Source organism: Shewanella sp. 10N.286.51.B8, from assembly GCF_041469325.1.
GTDB lineage: Bacteria > Pseudomonadota > Gammaproteobacteria > Enterobacterales > Shewanellaceae > Shewanella.
The window spans coordinates 69096-92468 of the sequence record NZ_JBFRKG010000003.1; the positions used below are offsets into that span (position 1 = coordinate 69096).

The window sequence follows — 23373 nt, forward strand, 5'->3', positions numbered from 1 at the left end:
ACCCTATTATGTATAGCAGGTTTACATACACTGCGACCTCCTCAAAACTGATGATATTAAGGTTTACTAATGAATCTATTTATTAGCCAAAGCAGCGTAACCAATTGATAATATTATTTTAAAATAGAGATGATTATGAAGATGAACAAGTCACTAGTTTCACTCACTGTTGTATCAATTCTATCAGCAAGTTCTTTTGCCGCTTTCGCTGAGTCACCGCAGTTCTATGGCCGTCTAGAAATGGCACTAACAGAATCTGATAACGGTTTCACAACACAAAATCAAAAGTCGGGCACTGTGCTAGAAAATAACTTTTCTCGCTTAGGGGTAAAAGGCAGTGAGAAAATAACTGAAAACATTGAAATCATTTACAATGTTGAAGTGCAAGTTAACGCTGCCACCAACGAAGCTGATGATGATTTATTTCAACCAAGAAACACCTACTTAGGGTTAAAAAGTGACTTTGGTACCATCATTGTCGGTCGTAATGATACGGTAATGAAAACCTCAAAAGGTACTGCTGAAGCATTCGCATTAACCAATGCCGCCTACAATAGAATGATTGCTGGGCAAGACAGGAAAGCCGATGGCATCACATACTATTCTCCACAAATTGCCGATTTAGTCAGTGTCAATGCGACCTATTTAGTGGATGACAATTATGACTCTGGCGAAAGTCAGTACGCATTAAGCGTCACCGCTGGTGATAAAAAACTCAAAAAACAACGTTATTATGTTGCAGCGGCATATAACACCATTGGCGGTGTCGACGCATACCGCGGGGTTGGGCAAGTTAAAATTGGTAGTCTTAAACTAGGCGGTTTATTACAAAATACCCAAAGCCAAACTTATAGTGATAAAGAAGGTAATTCCTACTTCGTTAGCGCAATATATAACTGGAGTGGCATCAACTTTAAAGCTGAATATGGCAAGGACAAGGCCGGTTTTGGTAAGTATTTTAAAAATAATGACGTCTCTTCAGCACAATACAAGGAAGCGACCGATGTCGATATTAGCTCATTCACAGTCGGTGCCGATTACCGTCTATCAAAGTCAACGATGGTGTTTGGTCACTACGCCACCTATGAAGGTGAATATCGGGTTGCTAACACAGGCCCGACGATTGAATTAGAAGATGATAATGTATTTACCCTAGGCGTGCGCTACGATTTCTAAGTCCAATTTTTATTTCGCGTTAATATCTGCACTTATATCGATGTAGGTCTCGCTGATAAAATATGATAAACCCATCATAAATGATGGGTTTATGCTAACAAGGTAAGACTTTTTCAAATAACTTGAACTCGTTAGCATTTACAGAGTAATATTGTCAACTCGTTATACTATTGATGAATTCATAGAATAATTTGCCCATGAAAATCACACTCAAGCAACTGTCAATATTTAAAGCCATCCATATTAATGGTCAGATCTCTAAAGCAGCCAAAACATTACATATGTCAGTCCCCGCTGTCAGTATGGCGTTAAAGGATTTAGAAGGTTCATTAGGCACCCGTCTATTTGAGAGAAGCAGTAACGGCTTAACCATTAATGATAATGGTGAAGTTATTTTGCCTTACGCCAATGAGATGCTTTCTAAAAGTAATCAATTAGAGCAGATGTTTACTGAGCGAACAGCCATCGGTGGCACCATCAAAGTTGGCAGTAGTAAAACTGCGGGTAACTATATTCTTTCAAGAATCATCCCATTATTTAAACAACAACACCCCTGTGTTGATATTAAACTAGTGATTAACAACAGTTTAGCCATCGAGAAAATGGTGTCTGAAAAAGAACTGGATTTAGGTTTTGTCGATGCCAAGCCTGGGTTAAATAATTTACAATATCAGCAGTGGCTTAAAGATAGATTGTGTATCGTCATCGGCAGTAACAATCCAATAGCAAGCGAAACCATTACCCCTGAATTGCTGTCGCAACAATTATGGGTTATGGATGAAACCATTTCGGTGTCGAGGCTACGTAATACCCAGCTATTAAAAAGTGCCAGTATCAATATTCATCAAGAATTATCAATGAATACTATGGGCGCGATAAAACGTGCTATTGGTACTGGCATTGGCGTTAGTGTACTGCCCTACCTTGCTGTAAAAGAAGAAATAGCCAGCGGTCAACTTATTGAAATAGATTTACCAGAGTGGGATTTCGAGCGAAACTACTGGTCTATTTGGCGTAATGAAGAAGCATTAAGTCCGTTACTTGAAGAGTTCATCCAATTCTGCAATCAATAACAAAGCGATAAACTAATAAGGTTGCCAATATAAATTATGATTACTGCAGATCCGGTCATTTTTGGCTTGTTGGCCGCGATTATTGGTTTGGTATTTTATACTAGCAAGCTAAAACAAAGCTTTTGGAAACAACTTTACCGTTTTGTGCCCATTATGGTCATGATTTATGTGTTGCCATCATTTTTAAATACCTTAAACATTGTCGATGCTTCCCAAAGTCAATTACCCCACATATCCTCAAAGTATTTAATGCCCGCTTGTTTAACATTACTAATTATCAGTGTAGACATAAAATCCATTCTATTATTGGGCCCTAAAATTGTCATGCTGTTTTTAATTGCCAGCTTAGGCATTATTATTGGCGGCCCGTTAACTCTGATACTTTTTGCGAAAATAGCGCCTGAATCTATTAATTGGCTAGGTGAAGATGCTGCCTGGCGCGGAATGGCGACCTTAGCAGGGAATTGGGTTGGTGGCACAGCGAATCAACTTGCCATGAAAGAAATCTATCAGGTAAAAGAAAACTTATTTGCGATTATGATTTCGGTCAATGTAGTCTACTCAGCGATTTGGATGTCATTTTTATTAATCTGCGCCAATAATGCTGCTGCGATAGATAAAAAAACGGGTGCCGACTCAAGCAATTATCAGCGGTTAATCGCTACAAGCGAATATCAGCAAGCTCACACGGTCAAGAATATCACCATAACTGATTACATATTAATATTCAGTGTGGCATTTGGCGTGACGGGATTAGCACATATGGGGGCTGATATTCTGGCGCCATATTTTGCCGCCCACTACCCTGCAACAGAAAAGTTTAGTCTGACTTCAAATTTCTTTTGGATTGTCATCATAGTGACCACTATCAGTATTGCACTTTCAAATACCAAAGTGCGTGAACTTGAGCAATTAGGGGCATCAAAGGTCTCCACTGTCATGCTGTATATTTTGATTGCTAGTATGGGCCTTAGAATGGACTTGACCATGATTGATGACTTTCCAATCTACTTTGCCATCGGCTTTGTATGGTTAGCAATTCATAGCCTGTTCGTGATTATTGCTGGGCTAGTGATGAAAGCACCTGTGGCTTATATGGCATTAGCAAGTCAATGCTGTATTGGCGGCGCGGCATCATCCCCTGTGGTGGCAATTGCATTTCACCGCTCACTGGTACCTATCGCGATCATGTTCTCAGTATTTGGTTATGCTTGGGCAACTTACATGGCTTGGCTATGCGCCGAGATGATGCGGCTCGTATCGCAATAAAACGATGAGTTAATTTCTTACAGTGAACATATACGGATACCTGTTACTGTAATTTTAAATAGACTCTAACCTCTACAAGCTCTTGGTTGTCATCGGCAATAGCAGCTTCAACAGCCTCACTCTTAATCACATCCAAGCGTTCAATTATCAGCGGCTGGGTCGTTAAAGTCCAATCACTGGCAGCAAGCCAATGACTATAAAGATATTTTATTTTGCTATTGAGCTCTTTTTCAGAACCCAAATGATAAAACTGAGCATAACGCCCCTTAGCCACAGACTTATTCGAAAAATAACCAGACTCAGCGATAACGGGTGCTAATTCAGTAAGCTGCGCTTGATTGACACTCACACCAATATCCAGCGATAACATGGATTGATCGTCAGTTAAGGCATTAATTTGCGGATAAGGCATATCATAAACGAAATTAAAGGTGCGACTAGTACTGGGCGATAAATGATATTTTTGCCTAAATGCGTTTAAGGCATTTTTCGATTGAGATAAATAACAAGCGGGTCCACGATGCTTAATAACCACTAACTCTGTCGCCGTTAGATCCGATGCCTGAATATTAACCTCAGCAGCAGAAAACTGCTCGTGTCCTTCGGCTAGGGTACTCAGTGGTTGCTGCTTGGCAAAAAAATTCCCCCAATCAGGTGAGGCTTGAAAGCTTTGCGGACTTTGACCAATGCTGTCGGTAAACGCGGTAATAAATGTCGCAGTTGACGGGTAGCCCATTTTTAACGCGACAGTATCTAAGCTAATAGTTTTATCAAAACCCAGTAACTGCGCCGCTTCAAGGTTTTTTAGCAAACGAATATAATCCTGCACTTTAGTATGAAACAGACTGTAAAATAACGCACCAAAATGCACTTCAGCAACCCCTGCAATCGCCGCTAAGCGGCTGTTGAGATTGTCATCAAACGCAGAAATTGCAGGTAGATTATTATCGATATAGCTTAATAGCACTTCAAATTGAGCATGTAAATCTTTCAATTTTTGACTAGACCTCTTAGTTTAAAACTGACTTATCTTTCATATAAACACAACTTACAAGTCCGATTTTTAGTCCCATGACTGCAACAAGTTGTTTGGCTTATAAACCGCTAGATTTACTAGTAAACAGTAAAGCCATACCTTAGTTTTTTACTATATAACGGCGTTAGCCTGTCAGTTTTTGCCATCGGTAATAACTGACATCAGCAAGTTCTAGCATGGGTTTATCTTCTTCTGTATCACCATAGGCATACACTTTATCAAAATCTTGTAGGTCAAACTGAGCTAAAACTCGATTTGATTTTGCAGCGCCGCTACAGTCACCATTAATATACCGTCCGGTCAGTTTACCCTTTTTACTTTCTAGCTCTGCACATATCAGTTTAAATCCATGCTGGCGACACCATGGCGCTAAATAAACATTAAGTGATGCCGAAACCACAACAATGGTGTCACCTTGCATCTGATGCCATTGCAGACGCGCTAGCGCTTGAGGTTTGATTTGTAGATCAAAACTTGTAGCATAATCTTCGCCGATGGCCTTAATGTGTTGCTCATCTTGTTGCCAAAAAGCAAACTTAGAAATGATGCTACGCGTTCTTGACCCACCAATGAGCTGCCATTTATAAGCGGCTATCACAGGGATTAATATCGGATAACAAACGATTAAACGCCACTTAGGTACACTTGAGTAAATAAATGGCGTGTAAGTATCTTTACTTGTAATAGTTCCATCAAAATCAAACAATGCTAAGTTCATAAATATCCTTATAAGAACCTCAAAATTTTGACATAAAAAAGCCAAGGCGAACCTTGGCTTTTGTGAATTCCAATCAGCTTATTCAGCTACTGGGTATTCAACTGTTGCTTTTGCTTTTAAAGCTGCGACAACTGAACGGTAATCAGCTTCGCTGTATTGAGGTACTAAACGTTGCTTAATACTTTCAACAATATTTGCATCAATACCTTCTGCATCATTAACTTTATCCAAAGCAATAACCGCATAGCCATTAGCTAATGCAGCGGTATCAAATGAGCTTGCACCAGCATCTGGAGCTGCCATTTTAAATGCCTTAGTCGAGATAGCTTGATCAATATCTTGATTAAATCGTGCTAGCTTCTCTTTCGTTGCTACTGCAACTTCAGTGATTTCAGTGCCTGCTTTTAATTGCGCTAAATATTCATTGGCTTTTTCACTTGCGGCAAAGTTCGCTTTATCTTGCAATAAACGTGCTTCAATGCTGCTAGATACTTCAGTTAATGGCAATGTACCAGCATCTTTATGTTGCAGTAAACGAATCACAACCACATGGTTAGGTGCTAACTCAATCACTTCACTGTTCATGCCGCTACCAATAACGTCATCAGAAAATGCAGCTTTGATTAAAGCTGGAGTATTTAAATTAACAGGCGCATTATCACGAGAAAATAACGCTGTTGATTGAACCTCAACGCCTAATGCTTTAGCTGTTTCATCTAAAGTGTCAGGTATTTCGTAGCTGGTATCGGCTAAAACACTTTGTAAGCTATAAAATTCATCAACCGCTTTTTTGTTTTGAAGATCAGCGATGATTTTATCTTGCACGTCATCAAACGGCGCTGCAGCACCAGATTCCACATCGAGTAACTTGATAATGTGATAACCAAATTCACTCTTCACAATTTGTGAGTACTCACCAGTTGAAAGTGCAAATAAAGCTGAGTCAAATGCAGGATCCATTACACCTTGTTCGAACCAATCGAGTTGACCGCCCTGCTCTGCGCTAAATTGGTCATCTGAATCTGATTTAGCAACGGCAGCAAAGTCTTCACCAGCTTGTAATTTAGCTAAAGCAGCTTCGGCCTTTGCTTCATCGGCGCTATCATCGCCAGATGCAAATAAAATATGTGCAGCTAAACGTTTTTCTGGCGTTTGATATTGTTGTTGGTTGTCTTCATAAAAAGCACGCGCATCATCAACTGACGTTTCGATACCTTTAGCCAGATCTGCAACGTCCAACTCGACATATTCTAAGCTAACTTTTTCTTGGCTCATGAACTGAATTAAGTTACTTTCGTAATAGGCTTTAATCTCTTCAGCAGAAACTGTTGAAGAAGCTAAGAAAGGTGTAGAGTCCACAACTAAATAACGAATATCACGGGTTTGACCTTGAACTTCAGCTAATTGCTTTGCTTCACCATCAAGAACAAACTCACTTCCCACTAGCGCGGTTAAAAGTTGACGACGAGTCATATCAACACGCATCATATTTCTAAAGCTAGTGGTTTGATAACCTAATTGACGTAGTACAGCTAAGTAGCGGTCATTATCAAATACACCATCGGTTTGGAATGCTTGCTCATTCAGAATCGCTTGTTTAATTTGCTCATCTGAAACACGTAGTCCCAAATCTTCAGCCGCTTGGCTAATTAGCTTATCTGAAATCAAACGATCTAATACATTCTGCTTGATACCATTCATATAGTTATCATCAGCAGCTAAGGCATCAAACATTTCGCCTAGTTGTTGTTCTAAACGGCCACGTTCATTTTGGAATGCTTGTTCTAATTCATTGGCTGTGATTTCGTCACCATTAACTACTGCGGCTGGAACATCTGTCGAGGTTCCTAGGTAACTACTGACACCAGCAAATGCGAACGAAAGGATCACCAGTACTAAAATACTTTTAGCTATAACACCCTGTGAACCTTCGCGAATTTTTTCTAACATCTGAATTCTCGCTTGTTGCGACATAATAAAATAAAAAGGCGCACCTTTTGCGGATGCGCCTTCTTGTAATTTAGACGGAGTATTCAGACGCTACCGAGGTATGCCTTATCTCTCCTAATATCAAAAAAACAAAGTTAATTCTGATACTTTATTTCGCAAAAAGCACTGTTAAAACAGTGCTTTCTACAAATGCCTTACAAAAGGCAACGATACCAACTATTTAGTTAACAGCGTCTTTTAGTGCTTTACCAGCTTTGAAGGCAGGAATGTTTGCTGCTGCAATTTTGATTTCTGCACCCGTTTGTGGGTTACGGCCAGTACGTTCTGCACGTTGACGTACTTCAAAAGTACCAAAACCAACTAGAGAAATCTTATCGCCTTCTTTAAGCGCTTCAGTAACAGCAGCAATAAAAGAATCTAGTGCACGGCCAGCGCCTGCTTTAGAAATGTCAGCACCAGAAGCGATTTTCTCGATTAGTTCAGATTTGTTCATGTCATCCCCTTGAATGTTATTTTTGCGCCGCAACCAAATCCGTCTTTGGAACGGTCTACGGAGGCTTTTTATCGTAAGTTTGATACCACACCAAACTTAGTTGGAAAACCAAAAAAAATGTACTTGGATACAGCTCAAAGTCAGATGCGCCAAGGGTTTGGTGCTAACTGACTCTCCACTTATCTAGGCTACCACAGCTTTCGTGTTTGTTAAGCCCCTTTTTTCATTTTTTTTGGGTTACTAGCAAGTTTTCTTACTGATTAGTTACTTTTTGACCACTTCGAAGCCTTTAACAGGTCTTTCTAAGGCCAATTCAAGGACTTCCTCGACCCACCTTACAGGGTGGATCTTTAAATCAGCAATCACATTTGCTGGAATTTCTTCTAAATCACGCTCATTTTCTTTAGGAATAAGCACAACTTTTATCCCACCGCGATGCGCCGCAAGCAGTTTCTCTTTCAGGCCACCAATTGGTAACACTTCACCACGAAGGGTAATTTCACCCGTCATCGCTACGTCACTTTTAACCGGGTTGCCGGTTAAACTTGATACTAAAGCAGTACACATTGCCGCACCTGCTGAAGGACCATCTTTTGGCGTTGCACCTTCTGGTACATGAACATGGATATCACGCTTTTCATAAAAGTCGTTATTGATCCCCAACTGCTCTGCGCGGCCTCTAACAACGGTCATTGCAGCTTGAATTGACTCTTGCATCACGTCACCTAGCGAACCGGTATAAGCAAGTTTGCCTTTACCTGGCACCGAAGTGGCTTCAATGGTCAGTAAATCACCACCAACTTGCGTCCATGCAAGGCCAGTAACTTGACCAATTTGATTGTTAGATTCAGCTTTACCGTAATCAAAGCGCTGCACACCTAAGAAAGATTTCAGGTTATCTTGATCCACAACAACGGTTTTCACTGACTTATCAAGCAAAATCATTTTTACGACTTTACGGCACACTTTAGACAGCTCACGCTCTAATGAACGCACGCCAGCTTCACGGGTGTAATAACGGATCATGCCAATAATGGCACTGTCTTCTATGGTTATCTCACTCGCTTTTAAGCCATTACGCTCAATCTGTTTGGTTAATAAATGCTTCTTAGCAATATTAAGCTTTTCATCTTCGGTGTAACCCGATAAACGGATCACTTCCATACGGTCAAGTAATGGTCCAGGGATATCCATTGAGTTTGAGGTAGCGACAAACATTACGTCTGATAAGTCGTAATCCACTTCAAGGTAATGATCGTTAAATGCTGAGTTTTGTTCAGGATCTAATACTTCTAATAATGCTGACGATGGATCGCCGCGCATATCAGAACTCATTTTGTCAATTTCATCTAATAGGAATAATGGGTTTTTAACGCCCACTTTAGCCATTTTTTGAATGACTTTACCTGGCATAGAACCAATATAAGTACGACGATGACCACGGATCTCGGCTTCATCACGCACACCACCTAATGCAACACGCACATACTTACGACCTGTCGCCTTTGCAATTGACTGACCGAGTGACGTTTTACCGACACCTGGTGGGCCCACTAGACAAAGAATTGGCCCTTTAAGCTGTTTAACACGGCTTTGTACCGCAAGATACTCTAAAATGCGCTCTTTAACCTTCTCAAGCCCATGGTGATCGGTATCAAGAATGGCTTCAGCTTTTGATAAATCACGCTTAATTTTAGAACGCTGACTCCAAGGTACCGAGGTCATCCAATCGACATAGCTTCTGACAACAGTCGCTTCTGCAGACATTGGAGACATCATCTTCAGTTTGTTTAACTCAGCTTCGGCTTTTTCTTTGGCTTCTGCTGGCATTTTAGCCTCAGTGATCTTCCGAGCTAATACTTCAAACTCATCTTGGCCTTCATCAAGATCGCCTAATTCTTTTTGAATGGCTTTCATTTGCTCATTCAAATAGTATTCGCGTTGACTCTTTTCCATTTGTTTCTTAACGCGGCCACGGATGCGTTTTTCAACTTGTAATAAGTCAATCTCGCCTTCCATCATCGCCATTAAGTATTCAAGGCGCTCACCAACATTAATCATCTCAAGCACAGACTGTTTGTCTTCTAGCTTAAGTGGCATATGCGCCGCCATGGTGTCAGCAAGGCGCGCTGCTTCTTCAATACCGGTTAATGAAGTGAGCACTTCAGGCGGTATTTTCTTGTTAAGCTTGATGTAACCTTCAAATTGACTGATTGCACTGCGGACTAAGACTTCTTCTTCTTTGTCAGCTAAGTCTTCAGAAGCTAAGTATTCAGCTGTCGCGACAAAGAATTCATCTTCTTGGGTGTAAGCGGTTACTTTTGCACGCTGACCACCTTCAACTAAGACTTTAACGGTCCCGTCAGGTAGTTTTAATAACTGCAAAATTGAGGCTACGGTACCGACGTCGAAAATATCTTCTTTTGTTGGCTCGTCTAAATCAGCTTCTCGCTGTGCGACCAATAAAATTTGCTTGTCTTGTTCCATTGCCGATTCGAGACAACGAATAGATTTCTCTCGTCCGACGAACAACGGAATTACCATATGGGGATAAACCACTACATCTCGCAGTGGCAGCACGGGGAGTTCGATATGCGCTTCACGCTCTTGGGTCATAGTTCGATTCCGTTTGATGAATGGATTTTATAAGTCAGTATATTGGGATGTTTCTCAAACTTTCAATGGTTAATACGAAAAAAGGAGCCCAATGGACTCCTTATTTTTAATAAAAGACTAAATCGTCTATTTATTGTTCACCACCAGCAACTTGGCTTTCGGCATTTTCGTAAATTAGGATTGGTGCGGATTCGCCTTTTACTACAGACTCATCAACAACGGCCTTAATCACGCCTTCCACTGAAGGGATGTCATACATGGTATCGAGTAAAATATCTTCGATAATTGAACGAAGTCCACGAGCACCGGTTTTACGGGTCATTGCTTTATGAGCAATGGCTTTAAGCGCATCTTCGCGGAACTCTAACTCAACATCTTCCATCTCAAATAAGGCACCATATTGCTTAGTAAGTGCATTTTTAGGTTGAGATAAGATTTGAACCAATGCAGATTCATCTAATTCAGTTAGCGTCGCAACAACAGGTAAACGACCGATAAACTCAGGGATCAAACCAAATTTAATTAAATCTTCTGGTTCAACCTTACCTAATGTTTGCGAGATAGTCGCTTTATCTGCATCACCTTTAACTTCAGCGCCAAAACCGATACCAGTACCTGTTAAGCCACGTTGCTCAATAACTTTTTCAAGCCCAGCAAACGCACCACCACAAATAAATAAGATCTTTGAAGTATCAACTTGCAAAAACTCTTGTTGTGGATGCTTACGACCACCTTGAGGTGGCACAGAAGCAACAGTACCTTCAATTAGTTTTAGTAACGCCTGCTGAACACCTTCACCCGATACATCACGAGTTATAGAAGGATTGTCAGATTTACGACTAATCTTGTCGATTTCATCGATGTAAACAATACCACGTTCCGCTTTTTCAACGTCGTAATCACATTTTTGCAGAAGTTTCTGAATAATGTTTTCAACGTCTTCACCCACATAACCTGCTTCAGTTAATGTGGTTGCATCAGCCATAGTAAACGGCACATCAAGTGAACGCGCTAAGGTTTCAGCCAGTAATGTTTTACCACTACCTGTAGGCCCAATAAGTAAGATATTACTTTTACCAAGCTCAACACCTTCAATCGGCGTACCATTACGTAAGCGCTTATAGTGATTATAAACCGCTACCGATAGCACCTTTTTTGCCTGATTCTGACCAATGACGTAATCATCGAGGTGATTACGTAATTCGTGTGGCGTTGGTAATTGGTCTTGATCGCGTTTAGGCGAAATTTCTTTTATCTCTTCACGAATTATGTCATTACATAACTCGACACATTCGTCACAAACATATACTGAAGGTCCAGCAATTAGCTTTCTAACTTCATGTTGGCTTTTCCCGCAAAAAGAGCAGTACAGCAGCTTACCGCTGTCACCGGAATTTTTGTTATCGCCCATTAACTCTACCTCTGTTACAGCCTAGACACTGTCTGTAGAAAACCATCTGTACTGTTTAAATGCACAAACACAGTCTTATATTTTAATACTCTATTCTTCAAAGAATAGCGCACTCAGGCGTAAAGATCAGCTACGCTTTTCAAAAACTGAATCAACTAAACCATAATCGGCTGCTTCTTGAGCACTCATGAAGTTATCACGGTCAGTATCACGTTCAATGATTTCCATTGGTTGACCGGTATGTTCCGCCAACATTTGGTTCAATTTGTTCTTAATGCCAAGAATTTCTTGAGCATGAATTGCAATATCTGAAGCCTGACCTTGGAAACCGCCTAATGGTTGGTGGATCATCACGCGAGAATTAGGTAAACAATGACGTTTGCCTTTTGCGCCACCAGCAAGTAAAAAAGCGCCCATGCTTGCTGCTTGACCAATACATACTGTACTGACATTTGGCTTGATAAACTGCATGGTGTCATAAATCGCCATGCCGGCTGTTACTGAGCCTCCTGGCGAGTTAATGTAAATTGAAATATCTTTGTCTGGGCTTTCTGATTCTAGGAACAATAATTGCGCCACGATCAAATTAGCCATGTGTTCTTCAACCTGGCCAACCAAGAAAATTACACGCTCTTTTAATAAACGAGAGTAAATATCATATGAACGCTCACCTTTTGCTGTTTGTTCAACAACCATAGGTACGAGAGCATTGAGTACAGATTCTGGCGCTTTATGCATTTTATACTTTCCCTAAAATAAAAATGGCTCGTATGAGAACCTCATACGAGCCATTATAAATGGCGAACCGCCAATCAAGTCAAGCGAAGGTTACGCTTTACCTGTTGCCTTGTTCATAAATTCTTCAAAAGCAACTTCTTTTAGAGTTACTTTTGCTGATTTTAATAGCACTTCAACAGCTTGCTCTTCAAGAGCTACGTTACGCATGTTCTGCATAAGCTCTTTGTTGCCATTGTAGTATTCAACAACTTCTGTTGGATCTTCGTAAGCAGAAGCCATTGAAGCGATTAAACCTTGAACGCGCTCATCTTCAGCTTGAAGTTCATTCGTTTTGATTACTTCGCCTAATAATAGACCAACTTTAACGCGACGCTCAGCTTGCTCAGTGAATAGATCAGCTGGAAGCTCAGGCATGTTTTCAGCTTGACCACCAAAACGTTGCATAGCTTGTTGACGAAGAACATTCACTTCACCGTCTACAAGTGCTTTAGGGATAGTGATGTCGTTAGCAGCTAATAAGCCTTCGATAACTTGCTCTTTAACATTCGCTTTAAGCGCTTGATCAAGTTCACGAGTCATGTTTTTACGGATTTCAGCTTTAAGGGCTTCTAGGCCACCTTCAGCAATACCGAATAATGAAGCGAACTCGTCATTCACTTCTGGTAATTCTGCAGCTTGAACTTCGGTAAGAGTAATAACGAAATTAGCCGCTTTACCTTTTAAGTTTTCAGCGTGGTAATCTTCAGGGAAAGTGACTTCAACTTCAAATTCTTCACCGGCTTTATGACCAATGATGCCAGTTTCAAAACCTGGGATCATACGGTTGCTACCAAGCTCAAGTTCGAAATCGTCAGCTTTGCCACCTTCAAATTCTTCACCTTCAACTGAACCAACAAAGTTCATTTTAACTTTGTTGCCTTCTTCAGCAGCAGTTTCAACTACAGCGAAAGTAGCGTGTTGCTTGCGAAGCGTTTCAATCATGGTGTCAACGTCAGCGTCATTAACTTCAGCTTGTGGTTGTTCAACAGCGATTGCATCTAAACCAGTTAATTCAACTTCTGGGTAGATTTCAAAAGTAGCAACGAACTCGAAGTTCTCGCCTTCTGCTTTACTAGGAGCAAATACTGGTGCGCCAGCTGGGTTTAGTTTTTCAGCCATGATAGCTTCAATGAAGTTGCGTTGCATAACTTCACCGGTCACATCTTGACGGATAGCTTTACCGTAACGTTGGTTGATTACTGATACTGGTACTTTACCTGGACGGAAACCAGAGATCTTTGCACGCTTCGCTTCACGTAATAAATTGTCTTTAACTAATTTCTCAATTTGCTCAGCAGGTACAGAAATTGTTAGGCGACGTTCTAGGCCTTGAGTTGTTTCAACAGAAACTTGCATTGTTTTACCTCGAAATATGTCTGACGTCCTTTGTAATAGTCGAAAACTCAACTATTAAATATTCATTTCTTGATGATTAATGTTTACTAATAAAAGTAGTGATACAGCAGCGTTTAAGCGCTGTTACCCGTAGTAATCCGTATTAGATATTTATCAAGACGCGACATTATAGCGACCGTTTACTGCCGAGTCGAGTCTGAAAACGCGGTTAAATGGGGATTTTAGACATAAAAAAAGCGACCTTAGGTCGCTTTTTCTACAACTGTGCATTATCAATGCAAAATTTGGGGTGACTGATGGGGCTCGAACCCACGACAACCGGAATCACAATCCGGGGCTCTACCAACTGAGCTACAATCACCATAATTTGGTACGCCCGGCAGGATTCGAACCTGCGACCACCCGCTTAGAAGGCGGGTGCTCTATCCAACTGAGCTACGGGCGCATGGTTTACAGATAAATCTGTATATCCTACTAGCGTGATAAGTTGCTTTGGTTAACAACTTATCTTTTTACAGCTTATTCATAAAACCGAAGCTTTACAAATAAATAAATTTGGTCGGTGATAGAGGATTCGAACCTCTGACCCTCTCGTCCCAAACGAGATGCGCTACCGGGCTGCGCTAATCACCGAGATGTTCAATGCTACAATGTTTATTTTCTTTAAACACCTTCGCTGTGAGAACGGAGCGCATATTAACGAGTCACTTTCCTATCGTCAACGATTTTTTTGACAAACTTGTTCAGCTGCTGTTTTAACAAACAAAAAATTCTGTTTTTAAAAAATCACTAAGGCAATATTCATGACATGACTTTAGCTGACTGATAGAATACGCTTCGTTAATTTCGTCTTATTATCGCGCCATAAAGGAAACTATACCCCCATGACTGCCCAAAATATTGATGGCAAAGCGATCGCTCAATCTATTCGAATCACTTTAAAAGAAAAAGTACTTGCCCGTAAAGAAGCAGGTAAAAGAATTCCTGGCTTAGCGGTCATCTTAGTTGGTGCAGATGCTGCGTCACAAGTCTATGTAGGAAGTAAGCGCCGCGCGTGTGAAGAAGTCGGCTTTCAATCTTATTCATATGATTTAGAGACCACGGCCACTGAAGCAGAATTGTTAGCCTTAATTGATCAATGCAATGATGACCCTAAAATTGATGGCATTTTAGTGCAACTGCCATTACCTGCACACATTGAAGAATCTAAAGTCATTGAGCAAATTCGCCCTGATAAAGATGTTGATGGTTTCCACCCTTATAATGTCGGCCGACTTGCTCAGCGCATCCCAGTGCTGCGTTCATGTACGCCAAAAGGCATTATGACCTTGATCAATTCAACGGGTGTAGATACATATGGTCTTGATGCAACGATTGTTGGCGCGTCTAATATTGTCGGTAGACCAATGACATTGGAGCTACTACTTGCAGGCTGTACTACGACCACCTGTCATCGCTTTACTAAAAACCTTGAACAAAAGGTACGCCAAGCTGACTTGTTGATTGTTGCAGTAGGTAAACCTGGTTTTATTGCTGGTGATTGGATTAAACCTGGTGCGATTGTTATCGATGTGGGCATTAACCGCTTAGACAATGGCCGCTTAGTGGGTGATGTAGAATTTGATCTTGCTGCTGAGAAAGCGGCATTCATTACCCCAGTACCCGGTGGTGTAGGTCCGATGACAATTGCCAGCTTACTAGAAAATACCTTATATGCTGCTGAGACTTACCACGACTAAACCTTTGTTTAATCAGAGTTAATAATTGTATTAACTAAAAAAGCCTGCTAATGCAGGCTTTTTTATGGCGGATTAAACTTAGACGTTACTTTTTACGCCAAGTTGTTACACCATTTTCGCCATCTTCCAGAATAACCCCAAGGGCATTTAGTCTATCTCTAGCGATATCTGCAGCAGGCCAATCTTTTTCAGCGCGGGCGCGATTACGTTCAACGATCAAGGCCTCAATTTCAGCGACTTCATCATCACTACCCTCGCCTTGGAAATAAACATCAACATCGTTGCTGATAATGCCTAGCACGTCTGTTAATTGCTTAAGGCTAACACCTAAGGCGCTGGCTTGCGCCATATCAACTGATTTAAGACGGTTAATCTCACGTACCATATCAAAGATAACCGAGTAGGCTTCTGGTGTATTAAAATCATCATCCATCGCCAGTTTAAATTTACCGACATACTCAGGTGCAGCTGCTGGAGCAACTGATAAATCTAAGCCTTTTAACGAAGTATAAATACGTTCTAAAGCCGACTTAGCTTGCTTTAAATTATCTTCAGAATAATTTAGCTGGCTACGATAGTGACCCGATAATAAGAAGTAACGTACTGTTTCTGGATCGTAATGTTCTAACACATCTCTGATTGTGAAGAAGTTGCCCAGTGATTTAGACATTTTTTCTTTATCAACCATCACCATGCCAGTATGCATCCAGTAGTTGACATACTTTGAGCCATGAGCACAGCAAGACTGCGCAATTTCGTTTTCATGATGTGGGAACTGTAAATCGCTACCGCCGCCATGAATATCAAAGTTTTCACCTAAGTGTTTGCCATTCATTGCAGAACATTCAATGTGCCAGCCAGGACGGCCAGGCCCCCATGGAGACTCCCACGTTGGTTCGCCAGGTTTTGACATTTTCCACAAAACAAAATCCATAGGATTACGTTTAGCAGCTTCCACTTCAACGCGCGCGCCAGCTTGAAGCTGTTCAAGGTTTTGTCCTGATAAGCGGCCATATTCCGCAAATGAAGCCACACTAAAGAGCACATCGCCATTGTCAGCAACATAAGCATGCTCTTTAGCGATGAGTGTCTGCACCATGTCGATGATCTCATCAATATGCAGGGTCGCTCTTGGTTCGAAATCTGGGCGTAGCATATTTAATGAATCAAAATCATTGTGCATCTCACCAATCAAACGCTCAGTGAGTGAGTCACAACTTTCGTTATTTTCAGCGGCGCGTTTAATGATTTTATCGTCGACATCGGTGATGTTACGTAAGTAGTTCACCGCATAGCCACTATAACGTAAGTAGCGAACTATCATATCGAAAGACACAAAAGTACGACCATGACCAATGTGACATAAATCATATATGGTGATCCCACATACATACATGTCAATCTTGCCAGGGTTAATCGGTTTAAACTCTTGCTTTTCACGACTCATACTATTGTAAATTTTCAACATCGATGGTTCTCTTTTACTCTTAATAAAACTCAATTTAATTGCCACAAAGTCTACCATGAGCAACACTGTTTTGAACACTGCACTTTAAGCCTCACGTAAGATAAGTTAGAATCGCGCAACAATTTTTATCTAGGTAATTAAATATGATCACTTTGCACACAAATATGGGCGACATCAAAATCGCTTTAAATGCTGAAAAAGCACCTTTAACTGTTGAAAGCTTCATTAAGTACGTAAAAGAAGGTTTCTACGACGGTACTATTTTTCACCGTGTGATTGATGGTTTCATGGTACAAGGTGGTGGCTTTACTGAAGATATGGTTCAGAAAACCCCTCATGCTGCAGTTAAAAATGAAGCGAACAACGGCTTATCAAACAAAGTCGGTACCTTAGCGATGGCGCGTACATCTGATCCGCATTCAGCAACATCACAGTTTTTTATCAATGTGAATGACAACACTTTCTTAGACTTTAAAGCCGAAACATCTCAAGGCTGGGGCTATTGTGTATTCGCTGAAGTTGTTGAAGGTTTTGATATTGTAGAGAAAATCAAAACTGTTAGCACAGGTAACCGTGGCATGCATCAAGACGTACCACTAGAAGCTGTTATCATTAACAGTGCAAGCATTGCTGAATAATCATTAATGCAGACTGTTTTTATGGGCGATTTGCACTTAAGTGCAGACCGCCCAGATATTAGCCAAGCTTTTATTCGCTACCTCAACTCAGATCTTGCTGATGTTGAAGCGATTTATATCATCGGTGACTTGTTTGAAGTCTGGACCAGTGATGATATTGCTGAGCCCTTTACTGACGAAATAGCCACCCATCTAAAACGTGTCGCCACAAGCATCCCTATTTATTTTATCCACGGTAATCGAGATTTTATGATTGGCAAATCATTTGCTCGTAAAGCTGGAATGATCATACTCCCAGAAGTTGTCGAGTTAGATTTGTATGGGATAAAAACAGTAGTCTTGCATGGTGATAGCCTTTGCACGCTCGATAAGGCTTATCAAAGATTTAGAAGCTTCAGAAATTCATCATTCGTGAAATGGATTTACCGTAACTTGCCTAAATCAACGCGACAGAACATCGCTGCTGATATTCGCAAAAAAAGTCAAAAAAGCAATCAACAAAAAAGCTATACCATTATGGATGTTGAGCAATCAGCCGTTGACAGCCTACTGCTAAAAACCAACTGCCAAAGAATGATCCATGGCCATACCCACCGTCCGGCAATACATCAATTAGCCGATAACAAGCAGCGCATTGTGGTTGGTGACTGGTACGAGCAAGGCAGCATACTGATTGTCGACCAATACACTGCCAATCTTAAACAACTGCCCTTGCTAACTTGAGGACTTCAAATACCGCAAGGATATAGTGTTAATTGGGTAAACCACTGTGGAATTTAAAATCGGTATCTGGGGTTAAAATAAGCTCAGCTTCAACCTCGGTCAAAAACCTTACTCTGTCACTAATATCTTTATCCGATACTAACTCGGCCAACGTCAGGTAATCTTGGTAGTGACGAGCTTCAGAGCGAAGTAGCGATACGTAGAATTTACTTAATTCTTCATCCAGATGCGGGGCAAGTTTGGCAAAACGTTCACAAGATCTGGCCTCAATTAGTGCACCAATAATTAACTTATCGACTAATGCATCTGGCTCGAAGGTTTTAACATGTTTCAGTAAGCCTTTGGCATAACGTCCGGCCTCTATTAGCTCATACTGTACCTGTTTTTTTTCCATCAACTCCATTACTTGATAGAAATGATGTAATTCTTCTTTGATCAGCAATACCATTTTATCAACTAACTCTTGACCATAAACACAGCCTTCACGCACTGTGATTTGTTTGCTGACGTTACTTTTTCCTTTAAGAGAGGCTAAATCGCCGACCTTTTTATAGGCAAACTCTTCGTATGGCTTTATCCATTGGGATAACTGCTCAGCACTGGGTTTATCCACCGCGTATTTCCTAATTAAAAACATCGCGCTTTGGGCGGCTTTTAACTCACAAATCATATGATCACGAAGAATGATGGATAAGTTTTCAGGCTTGCTGGCCATTTCAATCCACTTATCAGGTGTTTCACAATTCAAAAAAGAGTAAATCGGCTCAAGTAAACCCTGCTCATACATCATTGAAGTACCACTAAATATTTTATGTGGCGCCATTGTATTAAAAAAATGAAACAGATACGACAACCCATCTGCATATTCTAAGATTGCATTAAGCAGCAAATAGATATTTAACAATCATCAACTAAGTTACATTAACGTCGAATATTTACATATAAATCGACAATCTAAAGAGAAAAATACTGCATGAGCTAACTTCTGATGAGCTTATTAGCTTTTTATACTGATAAAACAACAATAGCACTTGACGAATGGCCGCTAATGTTCAATAAATAGTCTATACATCTGCGTAACAATAGTTGCTTAAGTTGTATTTCAATCACCTTTAATGGATAAGCTTCGATAGGGATGAAGTTATTACTTAAACGGCTCACTAGTAACGAGTGCATTAAGTATGTGTAGGACTGATTAAGGCGATTGATATATGGGGCTATGATCAGTTCGTCTGAAGTTTGGCGAGCTATGTATGAAATGCTAAACAAGGATAATAACAATGATATTGAATCACCTAATGGGGCTATACACTCATCCGAAACAAGAGTGGCAAACAATTGAACGTAATCACGAGGCAGTTAAAAGCAGCCTTAGTCATATCTTACTTATCGCCTTAATTCCTGCTGTGTGCAGTTTTGTAGCAACCGCTTATATAGGCTGGCATCCTGCTAACGGCGAGCTACTATTTCTCACTCCACAAAGCGCCATGTTCATGTCAGTGGGTATGTACTTTGGCCTCATTGCTGGCGTATTTGCACTGGCATATTTATCTTATTGGATGGCAAAAACCTTTGATGCCGCACCAACCTTCACTCAAGCACTTGAGTTAGCCGCCTATACCGCTACACCATTATTTATGGTTGGCATATCAGCGCTATACCCTGTGTTATGGTTTATGATGTTAGTGGGCCTTGCAGGCTTAGCCTACTCAGTATATCTACTTTATGCTGGTGTCCCCATCATTATGAATATCCCTGAAGAAAAAGGCTTTATTTACGCAAGTTCAGTCGTTACTGCAGGTTTAGTGCTATTGGTCGGATTAATGGGCACTAGCGTTATATTATGGAGCTTAGGCTTAGGACCTATGATGCAGTAAATGTTTTTGTACTATATTTAAAAGGCGCTTTCGCGCCTTTTTTGTTATGGCTCGGCCCATAAAGTGAGTTTGAACTAAGGTGATATATGACCCAAAATACCTATCAAAAAATCCTTTTTGTATTGCTGCTTCTAGCGGGTTTATTTGCCATCAACTACTGGGTTAAGTCATCCACTACAGAAAATGAGACTGATACTACTGGTACAAACGCGACTAAATCTCCAACTGCAACAATTGAGCCAGATGTTAATCATCAATATATAGATGCCGCAAACAACAAACTCACAACTAAAAAACCGCAAACCAAGGCCTCAACAGAGATTATTTTAAACTCGCTCGATCAATTAATTGAATTATTCGACTCGTTAAATTACAACAAACAAAGCTGGGATGCCGGTGTAAGGGAAGTACCTCGATTAACCTTTGATAGCGTGAGTGAGAATTGGCAAAAAACCTCAAATGAGATCCCTGTACAGGTTAAGAAAATGGTTTTTTTCAGATTAATGGCGCCATTAATATTACTCAGTAATGAAAATATTATTTTAGAGCGAAAATGGGTGAAACAGGCTGAGCTAACCGATAACAAGCTTATTGATATCGCAACAAAATACAAGGTCATCCCCGATAAGCAAACACCATTAACTCAAGATTTGCGAAAACAACTGCTTAAGCGCGTAGACATCATGCCGCCGTCATTAGTGCTAGCCCAAGCGGCTGAAGAAAGCGGCTGGGCGACATCGCGATTTACCGTTGAAGGTAACGCCTTTTTTGGCCAGTGGGATTTCAGTGGCAACGGCATGGCTCCTAAAAAGCAAAGAACAGAGTTAGGCAATTACGGTTTAGCACGATTTAATACTCCGCAAGCATCCGTTGAGGGCTATATGCTAAATATCAATACCCATGCAGCCTACCTTAAACTGAGACAAATGAGACAGCAATTACGTTATGAGAAAAAACCGATTACAGGCCTTAAATTAGTCACCACATTAGATAAATATTCCGAACGTGGCCAAGCCTATATTGATAGTATCCAGCAGATGATCCGTTACAACAAACTTGATCAAGTGGACGCCGCCTATTTAAGTGATGGTGCGCCAATACACTTAATTTCCGCAAATAACCAAGCCAGTTCTACTGATGATTAACCAAAAAAATGCCAGAACAATATTGTTCTGGCATTTTTATTAACTGACTTAGGGATAAACTACCCCCAGTAAAAGCTACAGGTAAACTTTAAGCAAAAGAATCACGTAGTGCCACAGTTAAGTTAAACACTAAAGCCTCTTTTGATGAATCCTTGTTATCAGCGCAGAAGTAACCTTCACGTTCAAACTGGTACGCTTTTTCTGCCACTGCATTGGCTAAGCTTGCTTCAGCGACACCCTTAAGCACAGTTAAAGAGTCATCGCTTAACACTTCGTCTAAGGTTTCAAAAGCTGCTGGAGACGCTTCAGTAAATAAACGGTGGTATAAACGAAATTCAGCTGGTTTGGCCGTTGTCGCTTCAACCCAATGAATAACACCTTTAACTTTGCGGCCATCACTTGGGTTCTTACCCAATGTTTCATTGTCGTAAGTACAATAAACCGTGGTGACATTACCGTCTTCATCTTGATCAAAACGTTCAGCTTTAATCACATAAGCATTACGTAAACGAACTTCTTTACCAAGTACTAAACGCTTAAAATGCTTATTAGCAGACTCTTTAAAGTCTTCGGCATCGATGAATAACTCTTTACCAAATGCAATTTCGCGGGTACCCATTTCAGGTTTATTCGGATGCATTGGGGCATTAATTATTTCAGGTGTATCCGACGGGTAGTTTTCAATTACCACTTTAATCGGTCTTAACACAGCCATGGCACGAGGTGCATTTTCGTTGAGCTCTTCACGAATACACGCATCAAGCACGCCACCTTCAATAAGGTTTTCTTGCTTTGTAACACCGATACGTTGGCAGAATTCACGAATAGACGCCGGAGTATAACCGCGACGGCGTAAACCTGCGATAGTTGGCATACGAGGATCATCCCAACCAGACACGATTTCACGCGTTACTAAATCGTTCAATTTACGTTTCGACATCATGGTGTATTCAAGGTTAAGTCTTGAAAATTCATACTGACGTGTACGGTTTGGTTGATTAAAATCATCTAAATGATCTAAGACCCAATCATACAAACGACGGTTGTCTTGGAACTCTAAAGTACATAACGAATGAGTGATGTTTTCAATCGCATCTGAAATACAGTGAGTAAAGTCGTACATTGGGTAAATGCACCACTTATCGCCTGTTTGATGATGGTGAGCAAAACGAATACGGTAAATAACCGGATCACGCATACACATGAATGGTGAAGCCATATCGATTTTAGCCCGCAGTGCACACTCACCCTCTTTGAATTCACCTGCACGCATTTTTTCAAATAGGTTCAAGTTTTCTTCAACTGAGGTATCACGGTAAGGGCTATTTTTACCAGGTGCTTTTAATGTGCCACGGTACTCGCGTGTTTCTTCAGCATTTAAGAAGCACACATAAGCTAAACCTTTTGAGATTAGCTCAACCGCATATTGATGTAATTGATCGAAGTAATTCGAAGAATAACGAACTTCACCTGACCATTTAAAGCCTAACCAACGTACATCATCCTGAATAGAATGAACATAATCAATGTCTTCCTTTTCAGGGTTAGTATCATCAAAACGTAAGTTACATTGACCTTGATAATCTTGTGCTATGCCAAAATTTAAACAAATAGACTTTGCATGGCCAATGTGTAAAAAACCATTTGGCTCTGGCGGAAAACGGGTTTGCACACTGGTGTGTTTACCACTTTTTAAGTCTTCATCAATAATATTACGAATGAAGTTACTTGGACGTACTTCGTTGTCCACTTGGCTCATGGAGTTCCTCTTGGTGCACGATGGTGAAATTTATGACCTTTGATGATCCTACAGATTTACGCGAGTTACAATGCCTGTTTGCTAAAAATAACCCTCAAAAAACAAAAAACCAGCATTTCGTAAAATGCTGGTTTTAATTTGAACACAAA

At 40.6% G+C, this 23373-nt stretch carries 19 protein-coding genes and 3 tRNA genes; 8 read left to right on the plus strand and 14 right to left on the minus strand.

The features are described 5' to 3' along the window. Positions 1 to 141: 141 nt before the first annotated feature. The 3 genes from AB4160_RS00975 (at position 142) to AB4160_RS00985 (ending at position 3518) form a co-directional block, all read left to right on the plus strand. A complete protein-coding gene (locus tag AB4160_RS00975; RefSeq protein ID WP_372003260.1) occupies positions 142 to 1176 on the plus strand; it encodes a porin in 1035 nt (344 codons plus the stop codon). A gap of 197 nt (positions 1177 to 1373) precedes the next feature. Next, on the plus strand, positions 1374 to 2249 hold the full coding sequence (locus AB4160_RS00980; RefSeq protein WP_102440522.1) for a LysR family transcriptional regulator: 876 nt from the start codon (positions 1374 to 1376) through the stop codon (positions 2247 to 2249). Between the two features lie 36 nt (positions 2250 to 2285). Continuing rightward, complete coding sequence (locus AB4160_RS00985) at positions 2286 to 3518, plus strand: DUF819 domain-containing protein (protein WP_102440521.1); 1233 nt, start codon at positions 2286 to 2288, stop codon at positions 3516 to 3518. Positions 3519 to 3561: 43 nt separating this feature from the next. On the opposite strand, the gene AB4160_RS00990 is transcribed toward AB4160_RS00985, so the two are convergent. The 11 genes from AB4160_RS00990 to AB4160_RS01040 all read right to left on the minus strand — a co-directional run bounded on the left by AB4160_RS00990 (position 3562) and on the right by AB4160_RS01040 (position 14508). Further along, complete coding sequence (locus tag AB4160_RS00990) at positions 3562 to 4512, minus strand: GyrI-like domain-containing protein (protein WP_372003263.1); 951 nt, start codon at positions 4510 to 4512, stop codon at positions 3562 to 3564. A 166-nt stretch (positions 4513 to 4678) separates the two neighbouring features. Continuing rightward, positions 4679 to 5272 carry an HAD-IB family hydrolase gene (locus AB4160_RS00995; RefSeq protein ID WP_102440519.1) on the minus strand — a complete coding sequence of 198 codons (594 nt, stop codon included), beginning with the start codon at positions 5270 to 5272 and terminating at the stop codon, positions 4679 to 4681. 78 nt (positions 5273 to 5350) lie between these two features. Beyond that, positions 5351 to 7222, minus strand: coding sequence for a SurA N-terminal domain-containing protein (locus AB4160_RS01000; RefSeq protein WP_102476389.1), 1872 nt, complete (start codon positions 7220 to 7222; stop codon positions 5351 to 5353). Between the two features lie 220 nt (positions 7223 to 7442). Continuing rightward, a complete protein-coding gene (locus AB4160_RS01005) occupies positions 7443 to 7715 on the minus strand; it encodes an HU family DNA-binding protein (protein WP_076536981.1) in 273 nt (90 codons plus the stop codon). A gap of 264 nt (positions 7716 to 7979) precedes the next feature. Then, a complete protein-coding gene (gene lon / locus AB4160_RS01010; protein ID WP_102440518.1) occupies positions 7980 to 10331 on the minus strand; it encodes an endopeptidase La in 2352 nt (783 codons plus the stop codon). A 130-nt stretch (positions 10332 to 10461) separates the two neighbouring features. Beyond that, positions 10462 to 11742, minus strand: coding sequence for an ATP-dependent protease ATP-binding subunit ClpX (gene clpX / locus AB4160_RS01015; RefSeq protein WP_076536985.1), 1281 nt, complete (start codon positions 11740 to 11742; stop codon positions 10462 to 10464). A 126-nt stretch (positions 11743 to 11868) separates the two neighbouring features. Next, complete coding sequence (gene clpP, locus AB4160_RS01020) at positions 11869 to 12480, minus strand: ATP-dependent Clp endopeptidase proteolytic subunit ClpP (protein ID WP_076536986.1); 612 nt, start codon at positions 12478 to 12480, stop codon at positions 11869 to 11871. Positions 12481 to 12570: 90 nt separating this feature from the next. Next, a complete protein-coding gene (gene tig / locus AB4160_RS01025) occupies positions 12571 to 13875 on the minus strand; it encodes a trigger factor (protein WP_102440517.1) in 1305 nt (434 codons plus the stop codon). Between the two features lie 285 nt (positions 13876 to 14160). Beyond that, positions 14161 to 14236, minus strand: a tRNA-His gene (locus AB4160_RS01030). Positions 14237 to 14243: 7 nt separating this feature from the next. Then, positions 14244 to 14320, minus strand: a tRNA-Arg gene (locus AB4160_RS01035). A gap of 111 nt (positions 14321 to 14431) precedes the next feature. Then, positions 14432 to 14508: transfer RNA gene (locus AB4160_RS01040), tRNA-Pro, on the minus strand. Positions 14509 to 14759: 251 nt separating this feature from the next. Between AB4160_RS01040 and folD the strand changes: the two genes are divergently transcribed. Further along, positions 14760 to 15614, plus strand: coding sequence for a bifunctional methylenetetrahydrofolate dehydrogenase/methenyltetrahydrofolate cyclohydrolase FolD (gene folD, locus AB4160_RS01045; RefSeq protein ID WP_102440516.1), 855 nt, complete (start codon positions 14760 to 14762; stop codon positions 15612 to 15614). A gap of 85 nt (positions 15615 to 15699) precedes the next feature. Here the strand turns inward: folD and cysS are convergent, their stop codons facing one another. Continuing rightward, positions 15700 to 17082, minus strand: a complete 1383-nt coding sequence (gene cysS / locus AB4160_RS01050; protein WP_303411051.1) for a cysteine--tRNA ligase — start codon at positions 17080 to 17082, stop codon at positions 15700 to 15702. A 143-nt stretch (positions 17083 to 17225) separates the two neighbouring features. On the opposite strand from cysS, the gene AB4160_RS01055 reads away from it, so the two are divergent. Both AB4160_RS01055 and AB4160_RS01060 read left to right on the plus strand, forming a co-directional pair. Further along, on the plus strand, positions 17226 to 17720 hold the full coding sequence (locus tag AB4160_RS01055) for a peptidylprolyl isomerase (RefSeq protein ID WP_102440514.1): 495 nt from the start codon (positions 17226 to 17228) through the stop codon (positions 17718 to 17720). A 6-nt stretch (positions 17721 to 17726) separates the two neighbouring features. Further along, positions 17727 to 18443: a UDP-2,3-diacylglucosamine diphosphatase gene (locus AB4160_RS01060; protein WP_102476356.1), complete on the plus strand. Its 717-nt coding sequence runs from the start codon at positions 17727 to 17729 to the stop codon at positions 18441 to 18443. Positions 18444 to 18471: 28 nt separating this feature from the next. Here AB4160_RS01060 and miaE read toward each other — a convergent pair whose 3' ends face one another. After that, the gene (miaE, locus tag AB4160_RS01065) at positions 18472 to 19230 is read right to left on the minus strand and encodes a tRNA isopentenyl-2-thiomethyl-A-37 hydroxylase MiaE (RefSeq protein ID WP_102476390.1); all 759 of its coding nucleotides are present in this window, start codon (positions 19228 to 19230) and stop codon (positions 18472 to 18474) included. A 493-nt stretch (positions 19231 to 19723) separates the two neighbouring features. On the opposite strand from miaE, the gene AB4160_RS01070 reads away from it, so the two are divergent. Beyond that, complete coding sequence (locus AB4160_RS01070) at positions 19724 to 20320, plus strand: Yip1 family protein (RefSeq protein ID WP_102440512.1); 597 nt, start codon at positions 19724 to 19726, stop codon at positions 20318 to 20320. 86 nt (positions 20321 to 20406) lie between these two features. Continuing rightward, entirely contained in the window at positions 20407 to 21465 is a 1059-nt protein-coding gene (locus AB4160_RS01075) for a glucosaminidase domain-containing protein (protein ID WP_102440511.1), read from the plus strand. A gap of 88 nt (positions 21466 to 21553) precedes the next feature. Here the strand turns inward: AB4160_RS01075 and glnS are convergent, their stop codons facing one another. After that, entirely contained in the window at positions 21554 to 23224 is a 1671-nt protein-coding gene (glnS, locus tag AB4160_RS01080; RefSeq protein WP_102440510.1) for a glutamine--tRNA ligase, read from the minus strand. Positions 23225 to 23373: the final 149 nt, after the last annotated feature.

What these genes read in the sequence shown, in the direction of transcription:
- AB4160_RS00975 (WP_372003260.1), top strand. Translation starts at nt 142, where the DNA reads ATGAACAAGTCACTAGTTTCACTCACTGTTGTATCAATTCTATCAGCA.
- AB4160_RS00980 (WP_102440522.1), top strand. Translation starts at nt 1,374, where the DNA reads ATGAAAATCACACTCAAGCAACTGTCAATATTTAAAGCCATCCATATT.
- AB4160_RS00985 (WP_102440521.1), top strand. Translation starts at nt 2,286, where the DNA reads ATGATTACTGCAGATCCGGTCATTTTTGGCTTGTTGGCCGCGATTATT.
- AB4160_RS00995 (WP_102440519.1), bottom strand. Translation starts at nt 5,272, where the DNA reads ATGAACTTAGCATTGTTTGATTTTGATGGAACTATTACAAGTAAAGAT.
- AB4160_RS01000 (WP_102476389.1), bottom strand. Translation starts at nt 7,222, where the DNA reads ATGTTAGAAAAAATTCGCGAAGGTTCACAGGGTGTTATAGCTAAAAGT.
- AB4160_RS01005 (WP_076536981.1), bottom strand. Translation starts at nt 7,715, where the DNA reads ATGAACAAATCTGAACTAATCGAGAAAATCGCTTCTGGTGCTGACATT.
- lon (WP_102440518.1), bottom strand. Translation starts at nt 10,331, where the DNA reads ATGACCCAAGAGCGTGAAGCGCATATCGAACTCCCCGTGCTGCCACTG.
- clpX (WP_076536985.1), bottom strand. Translation starts at nt 11,742, where the DNA reads ATGGGCGATAACAAAAATTCCGGTGACAGCGGTAAGCTGCTGTACTGC.
- clpP (WP_076536986.1), bottom strand. Translation starts at nt 12,480, where the DNA reads ATGCATAAAGCGCCAGAATCTGTACTCAATGCTCTCGTACCTATGGTT.
- tig (WP_102440517.1), bottom strand. Translation starts at nt 13,875, where the DNA reads ATGCAAGTTTCTGTTGAAACAACTCAAGGCCTAGAACGTCGCCTAACA.
- folD (WP_102440516.1), top strand. Translation starts at nt 14,760, where the DNA reads ATGACTGCCCAAAATATTGATGGCAAAGCGATCGCTCAATCTATTCGA.
- cysS (WP_303411051.1), bottom strand. Translation starts at nt 17,082, where the DNA reads ATGTTGAAAATTTACAATAGTATGAGTCGTGAAAAGCAAGAGTTTAAA.
- AB4160_RS01055 (WP_102440514.1), top strand. Translation starts at nt 17,226, where the DNA reads ATGATCACTTTGCACACAAATATGGGCGACATCAAAATCGCTTTAAAT.
- AB4160_RS01060 (WP_102476356.1), top strand. Translation starts at nt 17,727, where the DNA reads ATGCAGACTGTTTTTATGGGCGATTTGCACTTAAGTGCAGACCGCCCA.
- miaE (WP_102476390.1), bottom strand. Translation starts at nt 19,230, where the DNA reads ATGTATGAGCAGGGTTTACTTGAGCCGATTTACTCTTTTTTGAATTGT.
- AB4160_RS01070 (WP_102440512.1), top strand. Translation starts at nt 19,724, where the DNA reads ATGATATTGAATCACCTAATGGGGCTATACACTCATCCGAAACAAGAG.
- AB4160_RS01075 (WP_102440511.1), top strand. Translation starts at nt 20,407, where the DNA reads ATGACCCAAAATACCTATCAAAAAATCCTTTTTGTATTGCTGCTTCTA.
- glnS (WP_102440510.1), bottom strand. Translation starts at nt 23,224, where the DNA reads ATGAGCCAAGTGGACAACGAAGTACGTCCAAGTAACTTCATTCGTAAT.